Origin of the sequence: Paenibacillus sp. PK1-4R (assembly GCF_030369595.1) — a bacterium.
In the GTDB taxonomy this organism is placed as follows: domain Bacteria; phylum Bacillota; class Bacilli; order Paenibacillales; family Paenibacillaceae; genus Paenibacillus.
In genome coordinates, this window is record NZ_CP126535.1 from 1116777 (window position 1) to 1136634 (window position 19858).

A 19858-nucleotide genomic window follows, 5' to 3' on the forward strand; every position below is an offset into this window, starting at 1 on the left:
AAAGAAAGCTTCTTCGGAAGCATATGCTCGCCTTTATCACCGGATTTTCCCTTTTGGAAAAGGGATCGAAAAAAATCTGGGGATAACAGCGATCGGAAGCTTATTCTGTCATCGGAGTGGTCAGTGTAAGTACACTTTTGTTCAATGTATGCAGGTTAGCAATAGGCGGGGAGGAGAGAGCGAATGCAACAGCAGCATGTCCCGGTGCCCGTTGGACCGAACAGGGAAAGGCAGCACCGGATGACAGCGGCTATATGTTCCATCATACTGCAAGGTCTTGGACAGCTGTACAATCGACAGTGGATTAAGGGAATTTGTCTACTGTTACTGGAGGGAGCAGGGCTTGCGTACCTGCCTCCTCGCCTGTCACAGGCCGTATGGGGCATATGGACACTGGGGGGAAATACACAGCGTTTTGTCAAAGTGAATGGGTCCACTGTACTTCAAAGGGGAGACCATTCCATCTTTTTGCTGCTTGATGGCATTATCGTATTGCTGGTGTTTTTTGTGTTTATTCTGATCTATATCCTGAATATCCGGGATGCATACGTCACGGGACTTGCGAGGGAAGAAGGCAAGCAGACCCTGGGCGCAGCGGCATCGCTTCGGAACATGATGGACAAAAACTTTCCGTATCTGTTTCTGTCCATCCCGGCACTAGGCATTCTTTTCTTCACCGTTATGCCCATTCTGTTTACGATCACGATTGCATTTACCAACTATTCGGCCCCGGATCATATTCCGCCAGCCAAACTCGTGGACTGGGTGGGCTTCAAGACGTTCAGTGATCTGATTCAGCTGAAATCCTGGAGCCAGACATTCTACGGCGTTCTGACCTGGACGGTCATCTGGGCCATCCTGGCGACAGTCACCACCTATTTTGGCGGCGTGCTTGTGGCACTGTTGATTGAACAGCGGGGCATACGCTTCAAGAAGCTGTGGCGGACGATTTTTATTCTGCCTTATGCCATCCCGCAGATCATCTCCTTGCTGCTCATGCGTAATCTGTTCAATGGTCAGTTTGGTCCGATCAATACGTACATGAGAGCATTTGGGCTGGAGGGATTACCCTGGCTGACAGATCCGTTCTGGGCCAAGGTTACCGTCATTGTTGTCAACATGTGGATCGGTATTCCGGTCAGTATGGTGCTGATTCTGGGTGTATTAACAGCCATCCCTCGTGACCTCTATGAGGCTGCCGAAGTGGACGGAGCATCTGCGTTTCAGAAGTTCAGGATCATTACGATGCCGTTCATTCTTTTTGCCACAACTCCGGTACTCATCATGCAGTTCGCCGGAAATTTCAACAACTTCAATGTCATCTTCCTGCTGACCAACGGAAATCCACTGCGGGGAGACTACCAGTACGCAGGGGCAACGGACCTGCTGGTGACCTGGCTCTACAAGCTCACACTCGACAATAATAAGTTCAACATGGCTTCAGCGGTAGGGATCATCATCTTCCTTATAATCGCTTCATTCTCTATCTGGAACTTCCGCCGCTCCAAATCATTCAAGGAGGAGGACATGATTCAATGAAGACACGTAATAATCCGCTGCGTTTGGCCCTGAGTTATGTGCTATTGCTGATCATCGCCGTTGTCTCCATCTACCCGGTACTCTGGATCTTTCTCTCTTCCTTGAGACCCGGCGCGGCATTGTTCAGTGAACGGTTGTGGCCGGAAGCTTTCACGCTAACCCATTACGGTGAGCTGTTTAATAACCCGTCCTTTATGTACGGCAGATGGTATATGAATACGCTGAAAATTGCCTTTTTCACGATGATCTTCTCCACGTTGATGGTGACACTTGGGATGTATGCCTTGTCCCGCTTCCGCTTCCGTGGACGTAAAACGATTCTCTCCACCATGCTGATCCTCGGCATGTTCCCAAGCTTTATGAGCATGATTGCAATCTATATCATTTTGCTGCAAATTAAATTGCTCGACACCCACGCTGCGCTTATTCTGGTTTATTCTTCAGGGGCGGTACTGGGTGGATTTATCGTCAAAGGTTTCTTTGATACGATTCCCCGCAGTCTGGATGAAGCGGCCCGCATGGATGGTGCGAGTCACCTGCGGGTATTCACCAGCATCATCCTGCCTTTATCCAAGCCGATGCTGACTTATGTGGCATTAACCAGTTTCACCGGTGCGTGGATGGATTTTATCTTCGCCCGGCTGGTGCTGCGGACGAAAGAGAACTGGACGCTTGCGGTGGGCATGTGGGATCTGGTCAACCGGTATCAGGACAGTAACTTTACGATGTTTGCTGCGGGGGCGGTACTGATTGCTATCCCAATTACCCTGCTGTTTGTTTTCCTGCAACGATTCCTTGTTCAAGGGCTGACGGCAGGAGCTTCGAAAGGGTAAACGCAGACTCAGCAAGAAACATTATAGGTCTAGAGACAATATCATCAGCTAAGCTAACGACGGCATGATTAGTCTCGATAGAGTAACACTCACTTAACTCAGGCACTTCCGTATTGTCATGTCTTTATCGACTGGCAATGCTGCGGAAGTGCCTGGTTCTGTATGGGCTCGAATCATGATTAGGGAGGAACGTGATGTATGGGCATGAACCCGTCCAGTGAGCCCGAGATTATGGGATACCAAGATGGACAAGCTGCATTGTATAATACTAAAGCTCCGCCAACACTTTGGCGTAATGTTACCTTTCGAAGGATTTTGTACGGCTACGGCATCTCGGTCTTCGGGGATTGCTTCAATGGGATTGCGATCAGTCTGTGGGTGTTACAGACCACAGGCAGTGCAAAGAGCATGGCGGCCGTACAGATCTGCAATATGGCCGTCAGTTTTTTATTTGGATCGGTGGCAGGTACGGTCGCAGATCGATTGGATCGCAGGAAGCTGATGTTGGCGTCTGATGTATTTCGCGGTGTGATGGCTGTGCTGATTGCGATTAGCTTATTCGGTTGGCATGCGCCGTTCCCGGTGGTGCTGTTGTTGCTCTCACTGTCCATGTTTTCAAGTTTGTTTCAGGCACCTGCATTCCACGCCTCTGTAGCAAGTATGGTAGGCAGGGAGCATATTCAACAAGCAACCGGAACCATTCATATGGTGGATAATCTTGCCCGAATCAGCGGACTAGCCGCGGCGGGAGTAGCTGTTGCTGCATTTGGAGGATTTGTCGCCATATTAATTACGGGGGCAACCTTTCTGTTGTCGGCAGTCTGTGTGCTGATGGCGGGTCGCTTTCCTGAGGTACAGCGATCCGCTAGTCAGCAGACCACGTTTGCTCAGGAATGGCGCAGTTCGTTTAGCTACATCTATCGGAATCGTCTGATTCGATCCATCGTATTGCTCAATCCGGTGCTGATTTTGTTTTTCATGTCAGCCATGATGCTGGTCCAAGTGATGGCGGTCAAGGTATGGGAGGCGAATCCGGTACAGTTTGGATTAATTGAAACCTGTATTCCACTTGGATATATGATTGGCTCTGCAATGCTGATTGCTTCGGGGAAACGATTGAAGCGAAGAGGGAGATGGGTATTTATCGGTCTGATTGTATTAGGACCACTCTATATTTTTTTGGCGAATGTATCCTCGCCAATCATGGCGTTGCCGTTCATCGTGGGTGGAGGTGCGATGTTCGCCTGCTGTACGATGCTCACTCAGATTATGCTGAGGACAGCGGTTCCGGACGAGCTGCAAGGAAGGGTCTATGGTGTGGTTGGAACAATCACCAGTACAGCGCCTATTCTGGGATTGACGGTTGTCTCCGTATTAGCAGATCAGTGGGGGGCAGCTTCTGTGCTGCAAGGCGTGGGCATATTACTGCTGGCCACAGGTATTCTGGCCGCTACAACATTGAAGTCGATCCGAAACTATCAATGACATTTTATGATACATCAAAATGATATGAATTGAACCCACACGTACACATTCAACAGAGAGAGGATAGAAGCAATCTAAGCAACCTGGCTAGGTACAGCAAAACCCGGAGCATACGCTGCGTTAGCGTAACTCCGGGTTAGCTTGTGGACTGAAAATTTTATTGCCAGTTTACATTTACAGTCGCAGTACCGCTGGTTGGTGTGGTGAACGTGTGGTTGGAACCACCTTCCCACGTAATGGTTGCACCATTTTTCTTGAAGAATTTGAACTCCAGTTGTTTCCCGGCTGGCACGCTCACATCATAGTACCAAGTTGGGTAGGCGTGGATGACCTGATTGAATGCAGGTCCAATAGCTGTTGTGCCCGTACTCCAGTTGCCCAGTTCTGCTACGTTACCTGTAAGATAGATGTTCTGACCCAGTGTGGTGGAAGCATTGTTAATGACAAATCGTACAGTGACCTGATCACCCGTAAGGATGGTGAAGTTGTTATACGCATTGCTGTTGACTCCATTCGCAGCTACTTTTACAGCGTAATTGCCTGCTGCAACCACTGGGATCGTCACTTTGATCTGTGTATCTTCCCAGGATGTGATCGCAGCACCGGTAACGGCTGTTGTACCGAAGTATACGGTACCTTTGGTGGAGCCAAATCCACGTCCACTAATGGTAACGACATTACCCGGTTTGCCCATCACGGGACCTACATGTCCGATCGTTGGTGTTGTCTCGCTTGTTGTATATTGCCATACCGCGGTTGCTCCGGCTGCCAGTGTGAAGGATGAGATATTACCGTTGTTGGAAGTGATGTTATTACCGTTCAGTGCACCGCCCAGTACATCGGTGTAGTTGCCTGTTGGCAGTGAAGTGCTTAGATTTGCAATGCTTGCTGGTGTGGAGAGATTACGGTTCACCGCAACAACAGCTACACTTTTGCCGAATTTGCGTTCATAGACATACACATCATTATTGATCCAGCGTTGCTGAGTGGAGCCATAGGCGATTGCCGGATTGGATTTGCGCAGAGGTGCCAGCTTGCTGATCACATTGAAGGCCGTCGTTGTTTTGGAGAAGGAAGACATTTTGGCCCGGTTATCAGGGTCCCCGTTACCTGTCAGATACTGCTCGGTACCATAATAGATAGCAGGTACGCCGCGTGAAGTCAGCGTGAAGGCCAGCGCCTGTTCAAGACGACGGTTGTTCACGGCACTTGTTTTGAACCGATCCATATCATGGTTGTCGATGAACGTAACTTGATCATTCACCTGATTGTAATCTGCCGCTGTGCCTGTAATCATCGAATCGAGGGCATACATGTTGGATGTGTTATCCCGGAAGACGTTACGTACGGCAGAATTAAAGCGGAAATCAAGCAAGCTCATCCCGGATTCATTGGCAAATTCCGTGTTATCCGCATCAGATGCAGCAGATCCGAGGAACCATTCACCAAAGGTGAATACAGGTTTATGTGCATAGATGGAGGACATCCAGCTCTTTTGCCAGCCGAGAGGCATATGTTTCACCGCATCAACGCGAATGCCATCCACGCCCATATCAAGCCATAGTTTGATTGCGTCTTTGAAATATTGGTCAATAGTATTGTTGTTGTGATTCAGGTCAGCGAGGTCATAGAGGTTTTTGTAGATACCATTCTCCAGGGAGGAAAAATCGGAGCCGCCGTTGTGATGGAAATATCCATTTGTATCATTGGTGTATCCGCCAACAAGATTACCATTATCGTACAACTTGCCATTCTCAGCAAAGGAGGTATCGGTCTCCATGGCAGGAGATGTGTGGTTTGGGGCAAAGTCAATGACGATCTTGATGCCTTTGGCATGAGCGGTTGTAATTAGATTTTGAAAATCAGTCATCGTTCCGAAATACGGATTGGTCTTCTTGAAATCACGTGCCCAGTAGCCATGATACGCTGTGTTGATCACGCCGCCGTAGTTGATTGTGGCGAAGATATTTTCGACTGGTTGGGAGATCCACAGTGCCGTAACGCCCAGATCGCTAAAATAGTTATCGTTGATTTTGTTGATCAGACCCTGCCAGTCGCCTCCGCAATACAACTTCAGGTTACTACAAGTGGCATCGTAGGCAGCTCCGGTAGGATTGTTGGAAGGATTGCCGTCCAGGAAGCGATCTGTAAAGATCTGATAGATGACGTCTGTACTAAAGTTCTGCTTGTTGGTAACCGCGGTATCCGCATCGGCATAGATCGCTGAAGCAGGCAGATAGGGAAGTGCGCCCCCTGCAAGTAAACTGAGTGTCAGTGTTGTGCTGAGGAGTAAGCGTTTGGCCATTTGAAACATAGTAATCCACCCTTCTCGTGAATGTAGTAGTTTAGATAAACAACCAACCTGGCTCTTGAATAATAGCGCTTTCAATACAACGGAGTGTTACGCAGTGGATTGAAGACTTCCCTCCTTTTGACACGCTAACAACCCCGGCATCTCCTTCGGGAGTTACCGGGGTTGTCCTAAACCGCTCAGGTTTAAAAGCATGGCCCTCGAGTTATGATCACAACGTTATCGTAAGAAATATTGGATCTTATGTCAATAACTTTTTTGGGAGCATTTATTTTCTATTTTTATGTTTACAAAAGCACGTCCGGGGATTTAAACTATTCGCAGATTCACAATATAAGGGCTATGTATCCCCGGACAATTACGTGTGTTCTGGGACAACCCCGTCTCTTCTGAGGCGGGGTTATTTGTTTGTATTATGCGGTCGAATCGGGAGAAGAGAGGCGGTTGATGATCGTTGAGTACCCATTCTGTCATTGAATGTTTGGAAGGCATTCAGGCGTCACGGCTGGGCAATATCCGCAACATTTATGTGTACCTCCCGCCTGGTTATCATGAGCAGACAGCCCGGCAATACCCGGTTCTGTACGTTCATGCAGGGCAGCGGGCTTTTGGTCCATCCGGGCCAGGCAATGAAACATGGAATATGGACCAGGCAGCAGACGGTCTTATTTCCTCCGGGCAGATTGAATCCTTGATTATTGTCGGCATTACGCATGTCCGTCCAGTCACACACAACGAATTCTATCACTTCATCGCTCCGGAGAGAGAGGCCGTGAGTGTGGGTTGCTCAGGCATCGCCTATGAGCATTTCATCATTCATGAACTCAAGCCGATCATTGATCATCGTTATCGGACGCTGCCGGACAAGTCGAATACCGGGCTGCTGGGTTCATCTGCCGCAGCGCTTTGTACATTGCACATGGGGATGCGAAATCCGGATGTTTTCGGAAAACTGATCATGATGTCGCCATTCTATGTGGATGTGCAGCTGGACGACACATCGGAAAGTGGACTGTTGGAAGAGAACATGTATCGCTTGCCAGAAGAGGTACCCGACGTTCGAATGTGGATGGATATTGGAGATACGGAAGGTCTGTTTCTGCCTTCCCAGGTCAGAAGGGTAGCTCATCAATTACTTGAACGCGGAGTAGGATCGGGTGAGGAATTGGCATTTCTGGAACAGCAGGGTGCCTGTCATCAGGAAGGTGACTGGGGAGCACGCGTTCACCTCCCGTTACTGTACATGTTCGGCCACGTGGGTAAGCCCTCCTCGCTCGAACTGCTTGGAAGGGATGTCATCGGACTAGAGGGTGGAATGACCGTGTGTATCAATGCACAAATGCACTACGAGAGTGGGTTGGTTCAGAGTCTGCTTCATGGGAATTATACTTCGAGTGACCCAAATGTACTTCAGATTCATACGAATGGAGAGTTGGTTCCTGTCGGTATTGGAAATGCGTCCATCACGCTGACTGTAGGGGAACTGTCTGCTACACGCATCTACACTGTCGTTCCTGAATTGTCCACTCATGTGGAGGTCTGCATTCGTGCAGAGGTAGCTCCCGACGAAGACTCGGAGGAAACGATATATGGTGGCATGGGCATGAAGCTTGTCCGTTCCGGTAAAGGTCGATATGAGGGTTGTTACCGAGTCCCGCGAGATAGTGGGTTCTCCTTCCGATTTACTCGCGGTTTCCGTCGTTTCGAGACCGATGTGGATGGCAAGCCTATTGCCAATCGGGTATTTCGAGCGACAGATGATATGTCTGTGCATTACCTAATCCAATCCTGGGGCAGTACGTCAGCCAAAACGGGAACAGGAGGCCCAAAATGATCATTCCTTCATTCGCTCCAGTGCTGGACATTCCCTATTATTATCCCTGCAATTTCCCTCTGATTCATGAAGTGCTCCATCGACAAGGATCCATCACAAGTCTTGCACTGCTGGCGGCAAGTCGGTTGTACAGCCTTCCTTCGTGCGGGGATAACGGACTGGTGAAGCCTTATTTTCACAAATTGGATTATGTAGAGCCGATCTGGGAGATGTATGGTCAGCGGCAGCTGGATAGCTTCGAGGAAGGCAAGGCGGAGATCAGGCAGCATATCGGCGAAGGTGGGCTTTTTTTGGCTACAGGAACCAGTTATCATCTGCCTTATTGTGAGGATTATCAGAATCCCGAGTACATTCGCAAACACGTGAAGCAAGGCTCCCGACTGCATCTGGTAGATCATTGGATTGCCGTATATGGCTTGGAAGATGAGCATGTTCACGTCTACGATCCCGTGCCCTCCAAGTATAAGGGAAGGGTTACTCAAGCAGCCTTTCATGATTTCTGGAAAGGGAACCAAAGCATACCCGAGCTTGCTCAGGCCAAGCGCAAAGAAGAACTCCGAACGTATGGAACCATGGACATTCGGGCGACTGTAAAGCTTGACTCTGCCGGGTACCGAGACATGTTGACTCAGGCGTTAACAACGCAGATTGAAGAGTTTCTAACAGGCCGGACGATTACACAAGGAGAGCGGAATTATCATTTTGGACATGCGGTATCGCTGCAATTGTTACATGCACTGCATGTGGCGAATGAAGGGGAGCAGGCCAATGAAATGCTGATATCCAGTCTGCTGTTTGATATGCGGTGGAGCCGGTATTTTCTTCGAGATCTTCTTCAGGAGTCTGCCTTATGGCTCGGTTCTCCACTTGATCAATATGCAAGAGAATTCAGCGACATCATTGCACGGTGGGAGAAGGCATACAATATGTTGCAGGTCAGCCGGATGAAGAACCGTGAGCACTGGAAAGTACAGCTAACAGGTGTCATTAAAATGTTGGTCACGGATGAATGGCACTGGTATGAATCACTTCGACAGTCCATACCTCGGGCAGATTGCTTTCAACGTCAGACCGTGCCAAGGATTGGACAACGACACAGGGAGGCTTTGCTTCGTATCGTGCTGGATAGTTGCCGGGAGTTAAATGCATACCATAATACATCGATTCCGCTTGGTGAGGGTGGTAACGCTCCGCTATATGGACGAAATGGGCAACTGGATTCGCTGGAACTCGTGTCCTTGCTTGCAGTGGTAGAGCAGGGAATCGAAGATCGATGGGGGACGGGGATGGGAGCCGCACTGGCGGAGATGGCTGCTGCTTCTATGCCGGAAAGCCCGTATCAGACCGTGGGTTCACTTGTTGATTATCTCGCACAGCAATGGGCGCCTGCCGGTGAGGAGGATGCAAGATGTTGAACCAATTCTTGCTTGAACGATTCGCGGAACAGGGACAGCAACCTGCACTGATCTGGAAGGATCGGGAGTACAGCTACAGTTGGCTGCTGGAACAGGTTGACATCATGAGTGAGTGGATTACAGCAGAAGGGCTGACTGGGCAACTTGTAACGCTGGAGGAAGACTATTCCCCATATGCGGCGGCAGCATTGGTTGCTTTGCTCGGACAAGGGTGTATCGTGCTTCCCATGGATCGGTACCTGGTCGAAGCCAAACGACAGGAATACATCGAACTGGCACAGGTGAAATGGCGTTTGGGCGTTGAAGAAGGCAAGTTGTGCATTCGGCAAACATGTGAATTATCTGGAGAGGTTCCCGTGTTGTTATCCTCGCTGGCACAGGAGGGCGTAGGGGGCCTAGTACTCTTTTCATCCGGATCAACCGGAGTGAGTAAAGCGACTGTGCATCGTGCAGATCGGCTGTTACATCGTTTTCGGCGGCAGGTTCGGCCCTTGCGAACGATTCCATTTATGATGTTTGATCATATCGGCGGTGTGAATACAATGCTGCAATCCCTGTCCAGTGGGGGCTGTCTTTGTATCATTGCGGATCGATCTCCCGAAGAAGTGTGCCGAACGATTGAGAAGTTTCGTGTACAGGCGCTGCCTGTCTCTCCAACGTTCATGAATCTGTTGCTGCTGAGTAGAAATGATGAGGGGTATGATCTGTCGAGTCTCGAAGTTGTGTCATACGGATCGGAAGTGATGCCTGAATCCGTACTGGCAGCCTGGAACCGGAGATTTCCACAACTAAGGACGATACAAGCTTATGGCATGTCTGAACTTGGCATTCTGCCAACCCGCTCCAAAGAGCCAGGTTCTCTGCTGTTCTCCATTCAAGATGAAGAGGTCAAGTATCGGGTGGTGGAAGGAGAATTGCAGATTCATACAGCAACAGCGATGATCGGATATTTGAATGCACCATCACCTTTTACAGAGGACGGGTGGCTTCGTACAGGGGATGAAGCCGTGCTGGAGCAGGGGTACATTCGTATTCTGGGACGTCGTTCCGAGATCATTAATGTAGGTGGACGAAAAGTGTATCCTGCCGAGGTCGAGGGTGTTCTGGAAGAGATGGAATGTATTGAAGCGGCCGTAGTTTCGGGAGAACAGAGTGGTATCACCGGTCAGAGGGTGAAGGTGACTATCCGGCTGGCTGCGGAGTGTACTCTCACCGATCTGCGGCGGTCCATCTGGGAATATTGTCAGGACAAGCTGCCTTCATACAAGATTCCGCAGAAAATCGTAATTACACAGGAAGCTCTCGTAAGTTCAAGAATGAAGAAAATACGAAAACCGATGACTTCGATATCCTTCGCCTCAGCTGGGAAATAGGTCGCTGCCTCGAAGAGTTTCACCTCGCTTGAATGGCTATAGCTAACGAACCTCAAACATCCTATTGAGAGGATAATCAAGAAAAGTAAAACCTAACGAATCTCAGCAACGTTATTGCGTCGAAAACACGGCTTCTGCTCTCGAAAATGGACTTATTGGACGAAATAAGGTCTCTCTGATTCGTTAGACATTTAGCCCACGTATAATAAAGCAAATAACGTGTGCTGGGTTCGTTAGGGTATGACGTATGAGATGCACAAGACGTATAAGATACAGAAGAGGCTGTCCTTGGTCGTCAATATGACCTGGAGGACAGCCTCTTTGAAGTTATTTCCCTTGTTAGCCGTATTCATATCAGGCTTTCGCTGGTTGTTTGATCTCCATTTGCAGTAAGGAGAATCCGTATGCTTCCAGATCGAGGGTCAGTTTATTTTGCTGAGCTTCCACGGTGTTTGATGTGAACAGATTTCGCCAGATGTTACGATCTCCAAAGGGGAGTTCGAGGGTACACGGCTCATCACCAGCATTAAGAACAAGAAGCATACGCTCACCCGTATGCGAATCTAATCGTTCGATGGCAAGACAAGGGTCTCCGGCTTTTGCATATACGATCTTCAGTTCTGTGCTGCGCAGGGCAGGGTGCTGTTTGCGAAGGGCAATCGTACGGGTGAAGAATTCCAGAAGCTCGCGATTCTGCTTGGTCTCATCCCACTCCATACACTTGCGGCAACCCGGATCATATCCTCCATCAAGTCCCACTTCGTCTCCATAATAGATACATGGCACACCTGGATACGCAAGCAACAACGTAACGGCAAGTTTCATCTTGCGCTCGTCTCCATCACATAAAGTCAGCAGTCTGGGTGTATCATGACTTCCAAGCAGATTGAAGGCCGCTTCTGTTACAGGCTGTGAATAGGCTGCGAGCAGTTTACCGATCTCATTGGCAAATGCTAGGCCGTCGAGCTTGCCGTGCACCGTATAGTCCAATACCGAGTTGGTAAACGGATAATTCATCACGGCATCGAACTGGTCTCCCTGAAGCCACATGAGCGAATCATGCCAGATCTCACCAAGCAAATAGGCGTCAGGCTTGATGGCTTTTACCGTCTGACGGAATTCGCGCCAGAACTGATGATCCACCTCATTTGCCACATCGAGCCGCCATCCGTCAATGTCCATCTCCTCAATCCAGAAACGTCCTACCTCCAGCAAATATGCCTTCACTTCAGGGTGTTCCGTATTCAGCTTTGGCATAAGCGGTTCAAAGGCAAAGGTGTCATAAGTTGGTATACCATCCTCCACACGTGGCGGCCAGTCTTTGATATAGAACCAGTCTGCGTAGGGGGAAGCGGCTCCATTCTTCATGACATCGACAAAAGGAGGAAACTCTCTGCCGGAATGATTGAATACCGCATCCAGAACAACGCGTATGCCGCGCTGATGACAGGCATCCACAAACGCTTTGAACTGTTCATTGGTTCCAAAGTGAGGATCAACTTTCATATAATCGCCTGTATTGTATTTGTGATTCGTCGTGGCCTCAAACAGCGGACAGAAGTAGATGGCATTGATGCCAAGCTGGCTTATATGATCCAGATGATCAAGCACACCTTGGAGATCCCCACCGAAGAAGTTCACCGGTGTAGGTTCCCCTCCCCAGGATTCAGCATTTTTGGGACTGATGGATGGATCGCCATTGGCATAACGTTCAGGGAAAATCTGATAAAACACAGCATCCTTAACCCAAGCAGGCGGCTCAAAAATGTCGACCGGGTTCATAAATGGAAAATCAAAGAATTCAAGTGGATGATCAGGCAGCGCCTGCTCGAATCCGCGCTCTGTCATCCAGACCGATTCCTCTCCCTGAATCAGTTGGAAGCCATACCGTAATCTGCGATAGGGAGGTGAAGTCTCGGCTTCCCAATAATCGAACATTTCATCCCGGGCAAAGATGTGCATGGGAATGTGTGTAATCGTCCGATCCCAGGCATATTTGTCCCCGGTAATAGCGATTACCGCATCCAAATCACCGCGTTTTGAACGAAGTCGCAAATGCATGGTCGAGCGGTCATAAGCATAGGACCAATTGAGTTTGGGGCGATGGTAAATGGCTTCAAGAATCATGTGAGTCACTCCTCGTCAGATGATGAAATTCAATAAAAGTGGCCATTAAACGCAAAAAAGGCACAACCTCAATTGTTCACGAGGTTGTACCTTTCGGCAGCATAGCCTTTTGATTATAGTGTTATTATACGAACTAACGCAGCAAAAGAAAACACTTTTTTTCCTTAAATTTCAAATTGTTTTATTCGAAATGTAGGACGCATTTCTACAATTGTTTTTTATAAATCAAATCCAAGTTTATTGGCATATGCAGAGAATTCTTTGTGAAACTTCTCGATATTTTTCTTGCCGGAATCAATTTTGGCATTGGCCTGTTTCAGGACAGCGCTGTTTACCGTTGTTTTGGAGACCGCTTTTTTAGCGAGTTGGAATCCTTCCAGCTGTGTATAGCTACCTTTAATCAGGTTGGCATGGATTTTTTGCAATTCTGTATTTTGCGGTTTAATCAGCTTCAGCTTGGAAACATATTTGGTGTAGTTAGGAATCGCTGTGTTGGTCAGTTTCAGGAAAACGGACTTGCGATTGGACGATGTAATGTAGAATCCACCTCCCAAAGCATTGAAGGCTTTCTCCTCATATACCGATGCCTTATCCAACTGATCAAGGTAGCTCAGGAAATCTTCTTCTTCGACTGTAGGGATCGGTTCTTGTTCTGACGTGTCAACTTCTTCATAGTATTCGTCTTCCGAATATGTAGTGGTTGAGTCATCCGCAGCAGAGGCATAGGACCCTGCAGGTGCGAATACCCCTCCGAGCAAAACAAAACTCATAATGATTGATAGTACCCATGATTTCTTCACGTGTTAGTATCCCCTATCTATAGATGTGATTTTATTCCAATGGATAATCTAACATAGTACGACAAGAAATTACAGGAATTGTTTTACAGTAAATATCTTGGTTGAATGCATATGAATGAATAATGATCCACCAGCAAAAAGGGCATGTATTAGATGAAGCTAAAAGTAAGAAGAGAGATTTGTATATTTAGCAGGTAAGAAAAAAATCACATATATGGTTTATGTGTAGGCGTATTGTATCGATATATATTGTATTGATTTAGTTAATATATCTTTATTTAATGTTGTTTTACGAAGTTACAGAGTTCGACAGGGAGTGAGAAGTTTTTCCAAATAAAATGCTTGTATAATGATTTCATCTCCATTACAATACAATTGATAATGAGATTCAATATCATTTAGATAAAAAAGGGGAGACGGATTTCATGTATAAAGTAAAGAAAAAGCTATACATTTATGCAGCACTTATTCTGATGATTTCACTACTTGCTGGTTGTGCTTCGGGTGGAAGTGCCGAGACAACGAATACGTCCAGCCAAGCTGCAAGCAGCAATGAGAGCAATAATGAAAGTGATACAACTGCAAGTGCAACTGAAGATCAGACCCGAGTGATCAAGCATGCTATGGGCGAAACCACAATCAAGGGAACTCCGCAAAAGATTGTTACACTGTTCCAAGGTGCTAATGATGTTGTCGTTGCACTTGGCGTGAAACCGACTGGCGTGGTTGAATCCTGGGTTCAGCAGCCAGTCTACGAATATCTGAGAGCAGATCTGGACGGAGTAACACAAGTGGGTCAGGAATCCCAGCCCAATCTGGAAGAGATCAACAAGTTGAAACCCGACTTGATTATTGCTACGAAGATCAGACATGAAGAGATCTATGAGCAATTGTCCCAGATCGCACCAACGGTAGTGACGGAGACCCTGTTTGACTGGAAAGAAACGGTGAAAACTGTTGGAGAAGCGATGAATATGGTTGAGCAATCGGATAAACTGTTGTCTGATTGGGATGGCCGTGTAGCAGATTTCAAAGAGAAAATGGGCGATCGTCTGCCAATTGAAGCAACCATCACGAACTTTAGAGCCGATCAGGTTCGTATTTTCTACATGGGATACGCAGGTAAGATTCTGAATGAACTTGGGTTCACCAGACCTGCCGGACATGACGCAGACACATGGGGAGTTGAATTGACTTCCAAAGAGAACATTCCGGACATGAATGCAGACATGATCTTTAACTTTAACTCAGGCACAGAAACAGATGCCATTCAGAAAAATTATGATGATTGGACCAGCAGTCCACTGTGGAAAAACCTTGATGCAGTCAAGAACAACCAACTGGTTCAGGTCGATGAAGTGGCCTGGAACATGGCAGGTGGATACACATCGGCCAACATGATGCTGGACGATCTATATAAGCAGTTCAACCTGAACTAACTAACAGGAGCAGGACCTGCCATGCACCAGGACATTCGTTAACGAAGTGTATGGGCAGGCAGGTCCTATTTCATTTTACAGATGAGAGAGTGAGAGTATGTTTCCCCTTTTTACAAAGGCAAGCGCCAAGATCTATGGACTGGCTGGTTTATTCATATTACTTTTACTTGTTTGCCTAGCCAGTATGATTCTGGGACGTACGCATATCACGTTTCAGATGGCATGGGATGCACTGCAATTCTATGACGAGAGTTCTGTGGAACATGTGGTTCTGCTGACGGAACGGTTGCCACGTACGGTGATTGCTGCTGTTGTAGGAGCAAGTTTGGCCGTGGCAGGTGGACTGATGCAGGCATTGACACGTAACCCGCTGGCATCACCAAGTGTGTTCGGGATCAATGCAGGTGCGATCTTTTTTATTGTCATTGCCATTGTGGTATTGTCCGTATCTTCGCTCACCACCATGATGTGGTTTGGTTTTGCCGGAGCTGCGGTTGCCGCGGCGATTGTCTATGCACTGGGTTCCCTCGGTCGTGATGGTCTGACACCGATCAAAATTGTACTGGCGGGTACGGCTATCTCAGCGTTATTTGCCTCGTTCACACAGGCCATTCTGGTGCTGGATGGAACCGGATTGCAGGATGTACTGTTCTGGCTTGCCGGTTCAGTAAGTGGTCGGACGTTGGAAATGTTATATCCTGTTCTGCCATACATGACAGCCGCAGCTATTGTCGCTCTGTTCATGGGCAGAGCCATCAATCTGCTCTTGACGGGTGATGATATCGCCAAAGGGATGGGACAGAATGTACTTTTGGTCAAGGTGCTCATGGGAATTGTTACGGTATTGCTGGCGGGTGGTTCGGTTGCCGTAGCCGGTTCGATCGGTCTCGTCGGTCTGGTTGTCCCGCATATCATGCGTGCACTGGTGGGCAATGATTACCGCTGGCTTGTTCCTTACTCTATTGTAGGGGGAGCGATTCTGCTGCTGTCCGCGGATGTGGTCGCACGGCTGGTGATCATGCCGCAGGAAGTTCCACTTGGTGTCATGACTGCACTGATTGGCGGACCCTTCTTCGTGTACATTGCCCGCAAGGGGGTGACGAAGATATGAGGAAAATGTTGACTTTCCGCAACAAAAAAGACACCGTCTCGGTGCAAATGGAACAAAAATCTTTGGTTGTCATCGGCATATGTATCCTCCTGTTCCTGGTGGCAGGGGTTGTTGGTACCAGTGTGGGCAGTGACTTTATCTCTCCGCTGGATGTGCTTCGAACGATATTTGGTCTGAATGAAGGGGAGCTTGACTTCGTCGTGCTGACCTTAAGACTGCCACGGGTGTTTTTATCTTTGCTCGTAGGAGCAGCCCTCGGTATGTCAGGCGCGCTCCTGCAAGGTATTATCCGTAACCCGCTGGCCTCACCGGATGTTATCGGTATCACTGGCGGTGCGGCCGTTGCAGCTGTAGGTTTTGTTACATTGCTGGGTGGAACGGTGAGCATCAAGTTGTTGCCATTGTTCGCCATCGCTGGCGCAATTGTGACGGCATTAATCATCTACGTGCTTGCTTGGAAAAAAGGAGTCAGTCCGATCCGGTTGGTGCTGATCGGGATTGGAGTGTCAGCCATTACGGGAGCTGGAACGACCTTTATGCTGATCCTGAGTCCGTTCTACACGGCAGGTCAAGCCTATATCTGGCTGACTGGAAGTGTGTACGGAGCATCATGGACCGATGTTCGAACCATTCTCCCGGTTATCGTAATTGTTGTACCGCTGGCAATCTGGTTCGCCCGTAGCCTGAATGCACAGGAGTTCGGGGATGATCTGGCCACAGGCCTAGGGGTAACGGTCCAGCGGCATCGTTCAGCGTTGTTGTTATGCAGTGTACTGCTGGCGGGAATCGCCGTTGCGGTAGCCGGAACCATTGGTTTTGTTGGTCTGATCGCTCCACATATTGCCCGGAAGCTGGTCGGCCGGATGTTTGGCAGTATGCTGATTGTATCTGGACTGGTTGGTGCTCTGCTTGTATTTGCGGCAGATCTGATTGCCCGCACAGCCTTTCTACCACTTGATGTTCCCGCAGGGGTATTCACCGCAGGCGTAGGCGCACCATTTTTCCTGTATTTGTTGTTCAAGAATCGAAATCAGTTTTGAGGAGGAGAGAGCTGTGAGTATTCTGGAAGCCAAGGAGCTTACGATCTCCTATGGAGCAGATTCCATTATTGAAAATTTGAACCTGACCATTCCCAAGGGACAGATTACTGTCCTGATTGGCAGCAACGGCTGTGGCAAATCTACGCTGCTGCGTACGATGGCCCGGTTGCTGAAATCCAGCTCCGGTTCGGTGCTGCTGGATGGCGAAGAGATTGCAAAGCTGCCGACCAAGGAGATTTCAAGGCGTATGTCCATCCTGCCACAGGGCCCGACCGCTCCGGAGGGCCTGACGGTGAACCAACTGGTTAAGCAAGGACGTTATCCACATCAAACGTGGCTGAAGCAATGGTCACGAGAGGATGAGCGTATGGTCAAGCTGGCACTTGAATCCACACATCTGGCAGAACTCGCGGATCGACCTGTGGATGCATTGTCCGGTGGACAGCGTCAGCGTGCCTGGATTGCAATGACACTTGCGCAGGGGACTGAAACGCTGTTATTGGATGAACCTACAACCTATCTGGATATGACACATCAGATTGATATCCTCGATCTGTTGTTTGAGTTGAACGAACGGGAAGGACGCACGATTGTCATGGTACTTCATGATCTGAATCTGGCATGTCGTTATGCGCATCACATTGTGGCTGTTCACAACAAGTCCATCTACGCAGAAGGTAAACCGGAAGATATTGTTACACAGGACATGGTCCGTAAAGTCTTCCAGATGGAGTGTGAGATTGCAATCGATCCACTGTTCGGCACACCAACCTGTATCCCGCATGGACGAGGAAGGAAGCTGAATGGAGAACAGCGTTATACACAACTGGCTTGAGGATCAAAAAGTCCGCTTTTGATTACTTCAATAATGATTCAAAACTCCACATCAACTCCATTGTATGATCATGCAGATGACAAATTAGGCAAGCCGTTGGTAAAACCATGTCCCAGGCTTGCCCAGTTTGTTGTGCCTATTATTCGATAAAATCATACCTGAATCGACTCAAACCCACACTAAATTCATTCTTATTTTTCCTTAAAAGTTTATTATTGACAATATAACTCGAATTGCCATAAAATAGATTTTATATGATATTGATAATCATTATCAATATATAATTACAATAAAAATTGATGAACGTATGAGCCATATAAGTTGAATTAATCATTTACATGCAACGGAGAGGACAGAAAAAACCTGAAAAAGCGAAGCGTTCGCCTTTATCCCCGGATTTTTCCCTTGAGAAAAGGGAATCAAAAAATCTGGGGATAACAGCGATTGGAAGGTTGTTCTGTCATTGTAGTGTCGGTGTAAATAATCTTTAATTCAACTTATATAGGAGCGAGTACCTTCATTCGATCGAGGAGGATTTTCAGTGTTTCCGAAAGGGATTCATAATCTGCAAAACCGACTCATTATAAGCAAAGCGAGAGAAATGGGCATCACCTGTGAGCCACTTCTAGAGGGATGCGAAGATTTCCTGAAGCTGTCTGTAGGGGACAAAGAGATCATCATTAACAAAACCAGATCTCATCGTCTGCCGTTAATCGCTGGCCTGCTCGCGAAGAACAAGCAGGCATGTAATATGTTGCTGCATGAGCAGGGGATGTCTGTACCATCGTTTATTGTGATCCCGGAGATGGGGAGCGAAGCAGTAGCTTTTCTGAATAGATATGGTTCCATTGTAGTGAAACCGCTGGATGCGAGCAGCAGCATGGGCGTGACGCTGGATGTGCGTACTCCAGATGAACTGGAGGCAGCCATTCGTCTTGCGAGTGTCCATGGCAGCAGTATTATGTTGCAGCAATATGTGACCGGAATCGATTACAGAGTGCTGGTTATTAACGGTGAAGTAGCGGCTGTGAATGAGTATCGACCTGTCTATGTCGAGGGAGACGGGACTTCAACCGTTCGGGCGTTAATTGAGCAGTTGAATCAGGAACGAATCGAGATGACACCCATTGGCGAGTATGAAGCTTTTCCTCAGGTTGATGTAGAAACGGAACGAGTGCTGGAGGTATTACATGCACAAGGGACAACTCTGGATGAAGTTCCTGCCGCTGGAAAAGAAATCGAGTTATATGATCTCCGCAATTCTGCCGCCGGAAAAATCAGTGAATTCTACAAGGATTGTACCGAAATCATTCATCCCGAGAATGCGCGAATGATCATTCAAGCGGCCAAAACTCTTCAGATTGATGTAGCAGGAGTCGATGTTCGTTGTTGTGATATCCGCACTCCAATCTCCAGAGAACAAGGGGGCATTCTGGAAGTGAACGCCTTGCCAGATCTGACGCACCACGTCTTTCCCCATGGTGGAACAACTCGTGATGTGGTTCGGTTATACCTGGAATACCTGTGTCAGGAGCAACTTGAATATAAAATGTATAGCTTATAACAACGTATAGATGACAATGTATAACGGATAACGGATAACGGATAACGGATAACAGATGACGGATACCATTATGTATAATTCGGACCTTACATGATTTTGAACCAATACCATGTCATATGCAAAATGAAGAACAAGAATCACAGGCAGCAGGT

At 48.0% G+C, this 19858-nt stretch carries 14 protein-coding genes; 11 read left to right on the forward strand and 3 right to left on the reverse strand.

Going from position 1 to position 19858, the window contains the following annotated elements; genetic code table 11:
• Positions 1–183 precede the first annotated feature (183 nt).
• The 3 genes from QNO02_RS04655 (at position 184) to QNO02_RS04665 (ending at position 3857) form a co-directional block, all read left to right on the forward strand.
• Positions 184–1539, forward strand: coding sequence for a sugar ABC transporter permease (locus QNO02_RS04655; RefSeq protein WP_289391246.1), 1356 nt, complete (start codon positions 184–186; stop codon positions 1537–1539).
• Positions 1536–2372, forward strand: a complete 837-nt coding sequence (locus tag QNO02_RS04660) for a sugar ABC transporter permease (RefSeq protein WP_017690474.1) — start codon at positions 1536–1538, stop codon at positions 2370–2372. Before QNO02_RS04655 ends, QNO02_RS04660 begins: the two co-directional genes overlap by 4 nt.
• 198 nt (positions 2373–2570) lie before the next feature.
• Complete coding sequence (locus QNO02_RS04665) at positions 2571–3857, forward strand: MFS transporter (RefSeq protein WP_289391247.1); 1287 nt, start codon at positions 2571–2573, stop codon at positions 3855–3857.
• A gap of 157 nt (positions 3858–4014) precedes the next feature.
• Here QNO02_RS04665 and QNO02_RS04670 read toward each other — a convergent pair whose 3' ends face one another.
• A complete protein-coding gene (locus QNO02_RS04670) occupies positions 4015–6171 on the reverse strand; it encodes an alpha-amylase family glycosyl hydrolase (protein WP_289391249.1) in 2157 nt (718 codons plus the stop codon).
• A gap of 451 nt (positions 6172–6622) precedes the next feature.
• Between QNO02_RS04670 and QNO02_RS04675 the strand changes: the two genes are divergently transcribed.
• The 3 genes from QNO02_RS04675 to QNO02_RS04685 are packed head-to-tail and all read left to right on the forward strand — an operon-like array spanning position 6623 to position 10790.
• Positions 6623–8002 carry an alpha/beta hydrolase gene (locus QNO02_RS04675; protein ID WP_289391250.1) on the forward strand — a complete coding sequence of 460 codons (1380 nt, stop codon included), beginning with the start codon at positions 6623–6625 and terminating at the stop codon, positions 8000–8002.
• Positions 7999–9417, forward strand: coding sequence for a cysteine peptidase family C39 domain-containing protein (locus QNO02_RS04680; RefSeq protein ID WP_289391252.1), 1419 nt, complete (start codon positions 7999–8001; stop codon positions 9415–9417). The genes QNO02_RS04675 and QNO02_RS04680 overlap by 4 nt, the downstream gene beginning before the upstream one ends.
• Positions 9411–10790 (forward strand): ANL family adenylate-forming protein, encoded by a 1380-nt coding sequence (locus QNO02_RS04685; RefSeq protein ID WP_289391253.1) that lies wholly within the window; start codon positions 9411–9413, stop codon positions 10788–10790. Before QNO02_RS04680 ends, QNO02_RS04685 begins: the two co-directional genes overlap by 7 nt.
• A gap of 354 nt (positions 10791–11144) precedes the next feature.
• Here QNO02_RS04685 and QNO02_RS04690 read toward each other — a convergent pair whose 3' ends face one another.
• Together QNO02_RS04690 and QNO02_RS04695 are read right to left on the reverse strand one after the other, a co-directional pair.
• Positions 11145–12917 (reverse strand): alpha-glycosidase, encoded by a 1773-nt coding sequence (locus QNO02_RS04690; RefSeq protein ID WP_289391254.1) that lies wholly within the window; start codon positions 12915–12917, stop codon positions 11145–11147.
• A 218-nt stretch (positions 12918–13135) separates the two neighbouring features.
• Positions 13136–13717, reverse strand: coding sequence for a hypothetical protein (locus QNO02_RS04695; RefSeq protein WP_289391255.1), 582 nt, complete (start codon positions 13715–13717; stop codon positions 13136–13138).
• A 425-nt stretch (positions 13718–14142) separates the two neighbouring features.
• Here QNO02_RS04695 and QNO02_RS04700 point away from each other — a divergent pair, with 425 nt between their 5' ends.
• From QNO02_RS04700 to QNO02_RS04720, 5 genes are all read left to right on the forward strand, one after another.
• A complete protein-coding gene (locus tag QNO02_RS04700) occupies positions 14143–15156 on the forward strand; it encodes an ABC transporter substrate-binding protein (protein WP_289391256.1) in 1014 nt (337 codons plus the stop codon).
• Between the two features lie 97 nt (positions 15157–15253).
• A complete protein-coding gene (locus tag QNO02_RS04705; protein ID WP_289391257.1) occupies positions 15254–16267 on the forward strand; it encodes a FecCD family ABC transporter permease in 1014 nt (337 codons plus the stop codon).
• On the forward strand, positions 16264–17307 hold the full coding sequence (locus QNO02_RS04710) for a FecCD family ABC transporter permease (protein WP_289391258.1): 1044 nt from the start codon (positions 16264–16266) through the stop codon (positions 17305–17307). The genes QNO02_RS04705 and QNO02_RS04710 overlap by 4 nt, the downstream gene beginning before the upstream one ends.
• A gap of 13 nt (positions 17308–17320) precedes the next feature.
• Positions 17321–18142 carry an ABC transporter ATP-binding protein gene (locus tag QNO02_RS04715; RefSeq protein ID WP_091034523.1) on the forward strand — a complete coding sequence of 274 codons (822 nt, stop codon included), beginning with the start codon at positions 17321–17323 and terminating at the stop codon, positions 18140–18142.
• Between the two features lie 541 nt (positions 18143–18683).
• Positions 18684–19706: an ATP-grasp domain-containing protein gene (locus tag QNO02_RS04720; protein ID WP_289391260.1), complete on the forward strand. Its 1023-nt coding sequence runs from the start codon at positions 18684–18686 to the stop codon at positions 19704–19706.
• Positions 19707–19858: the final 152 nt, after the last annotated feature.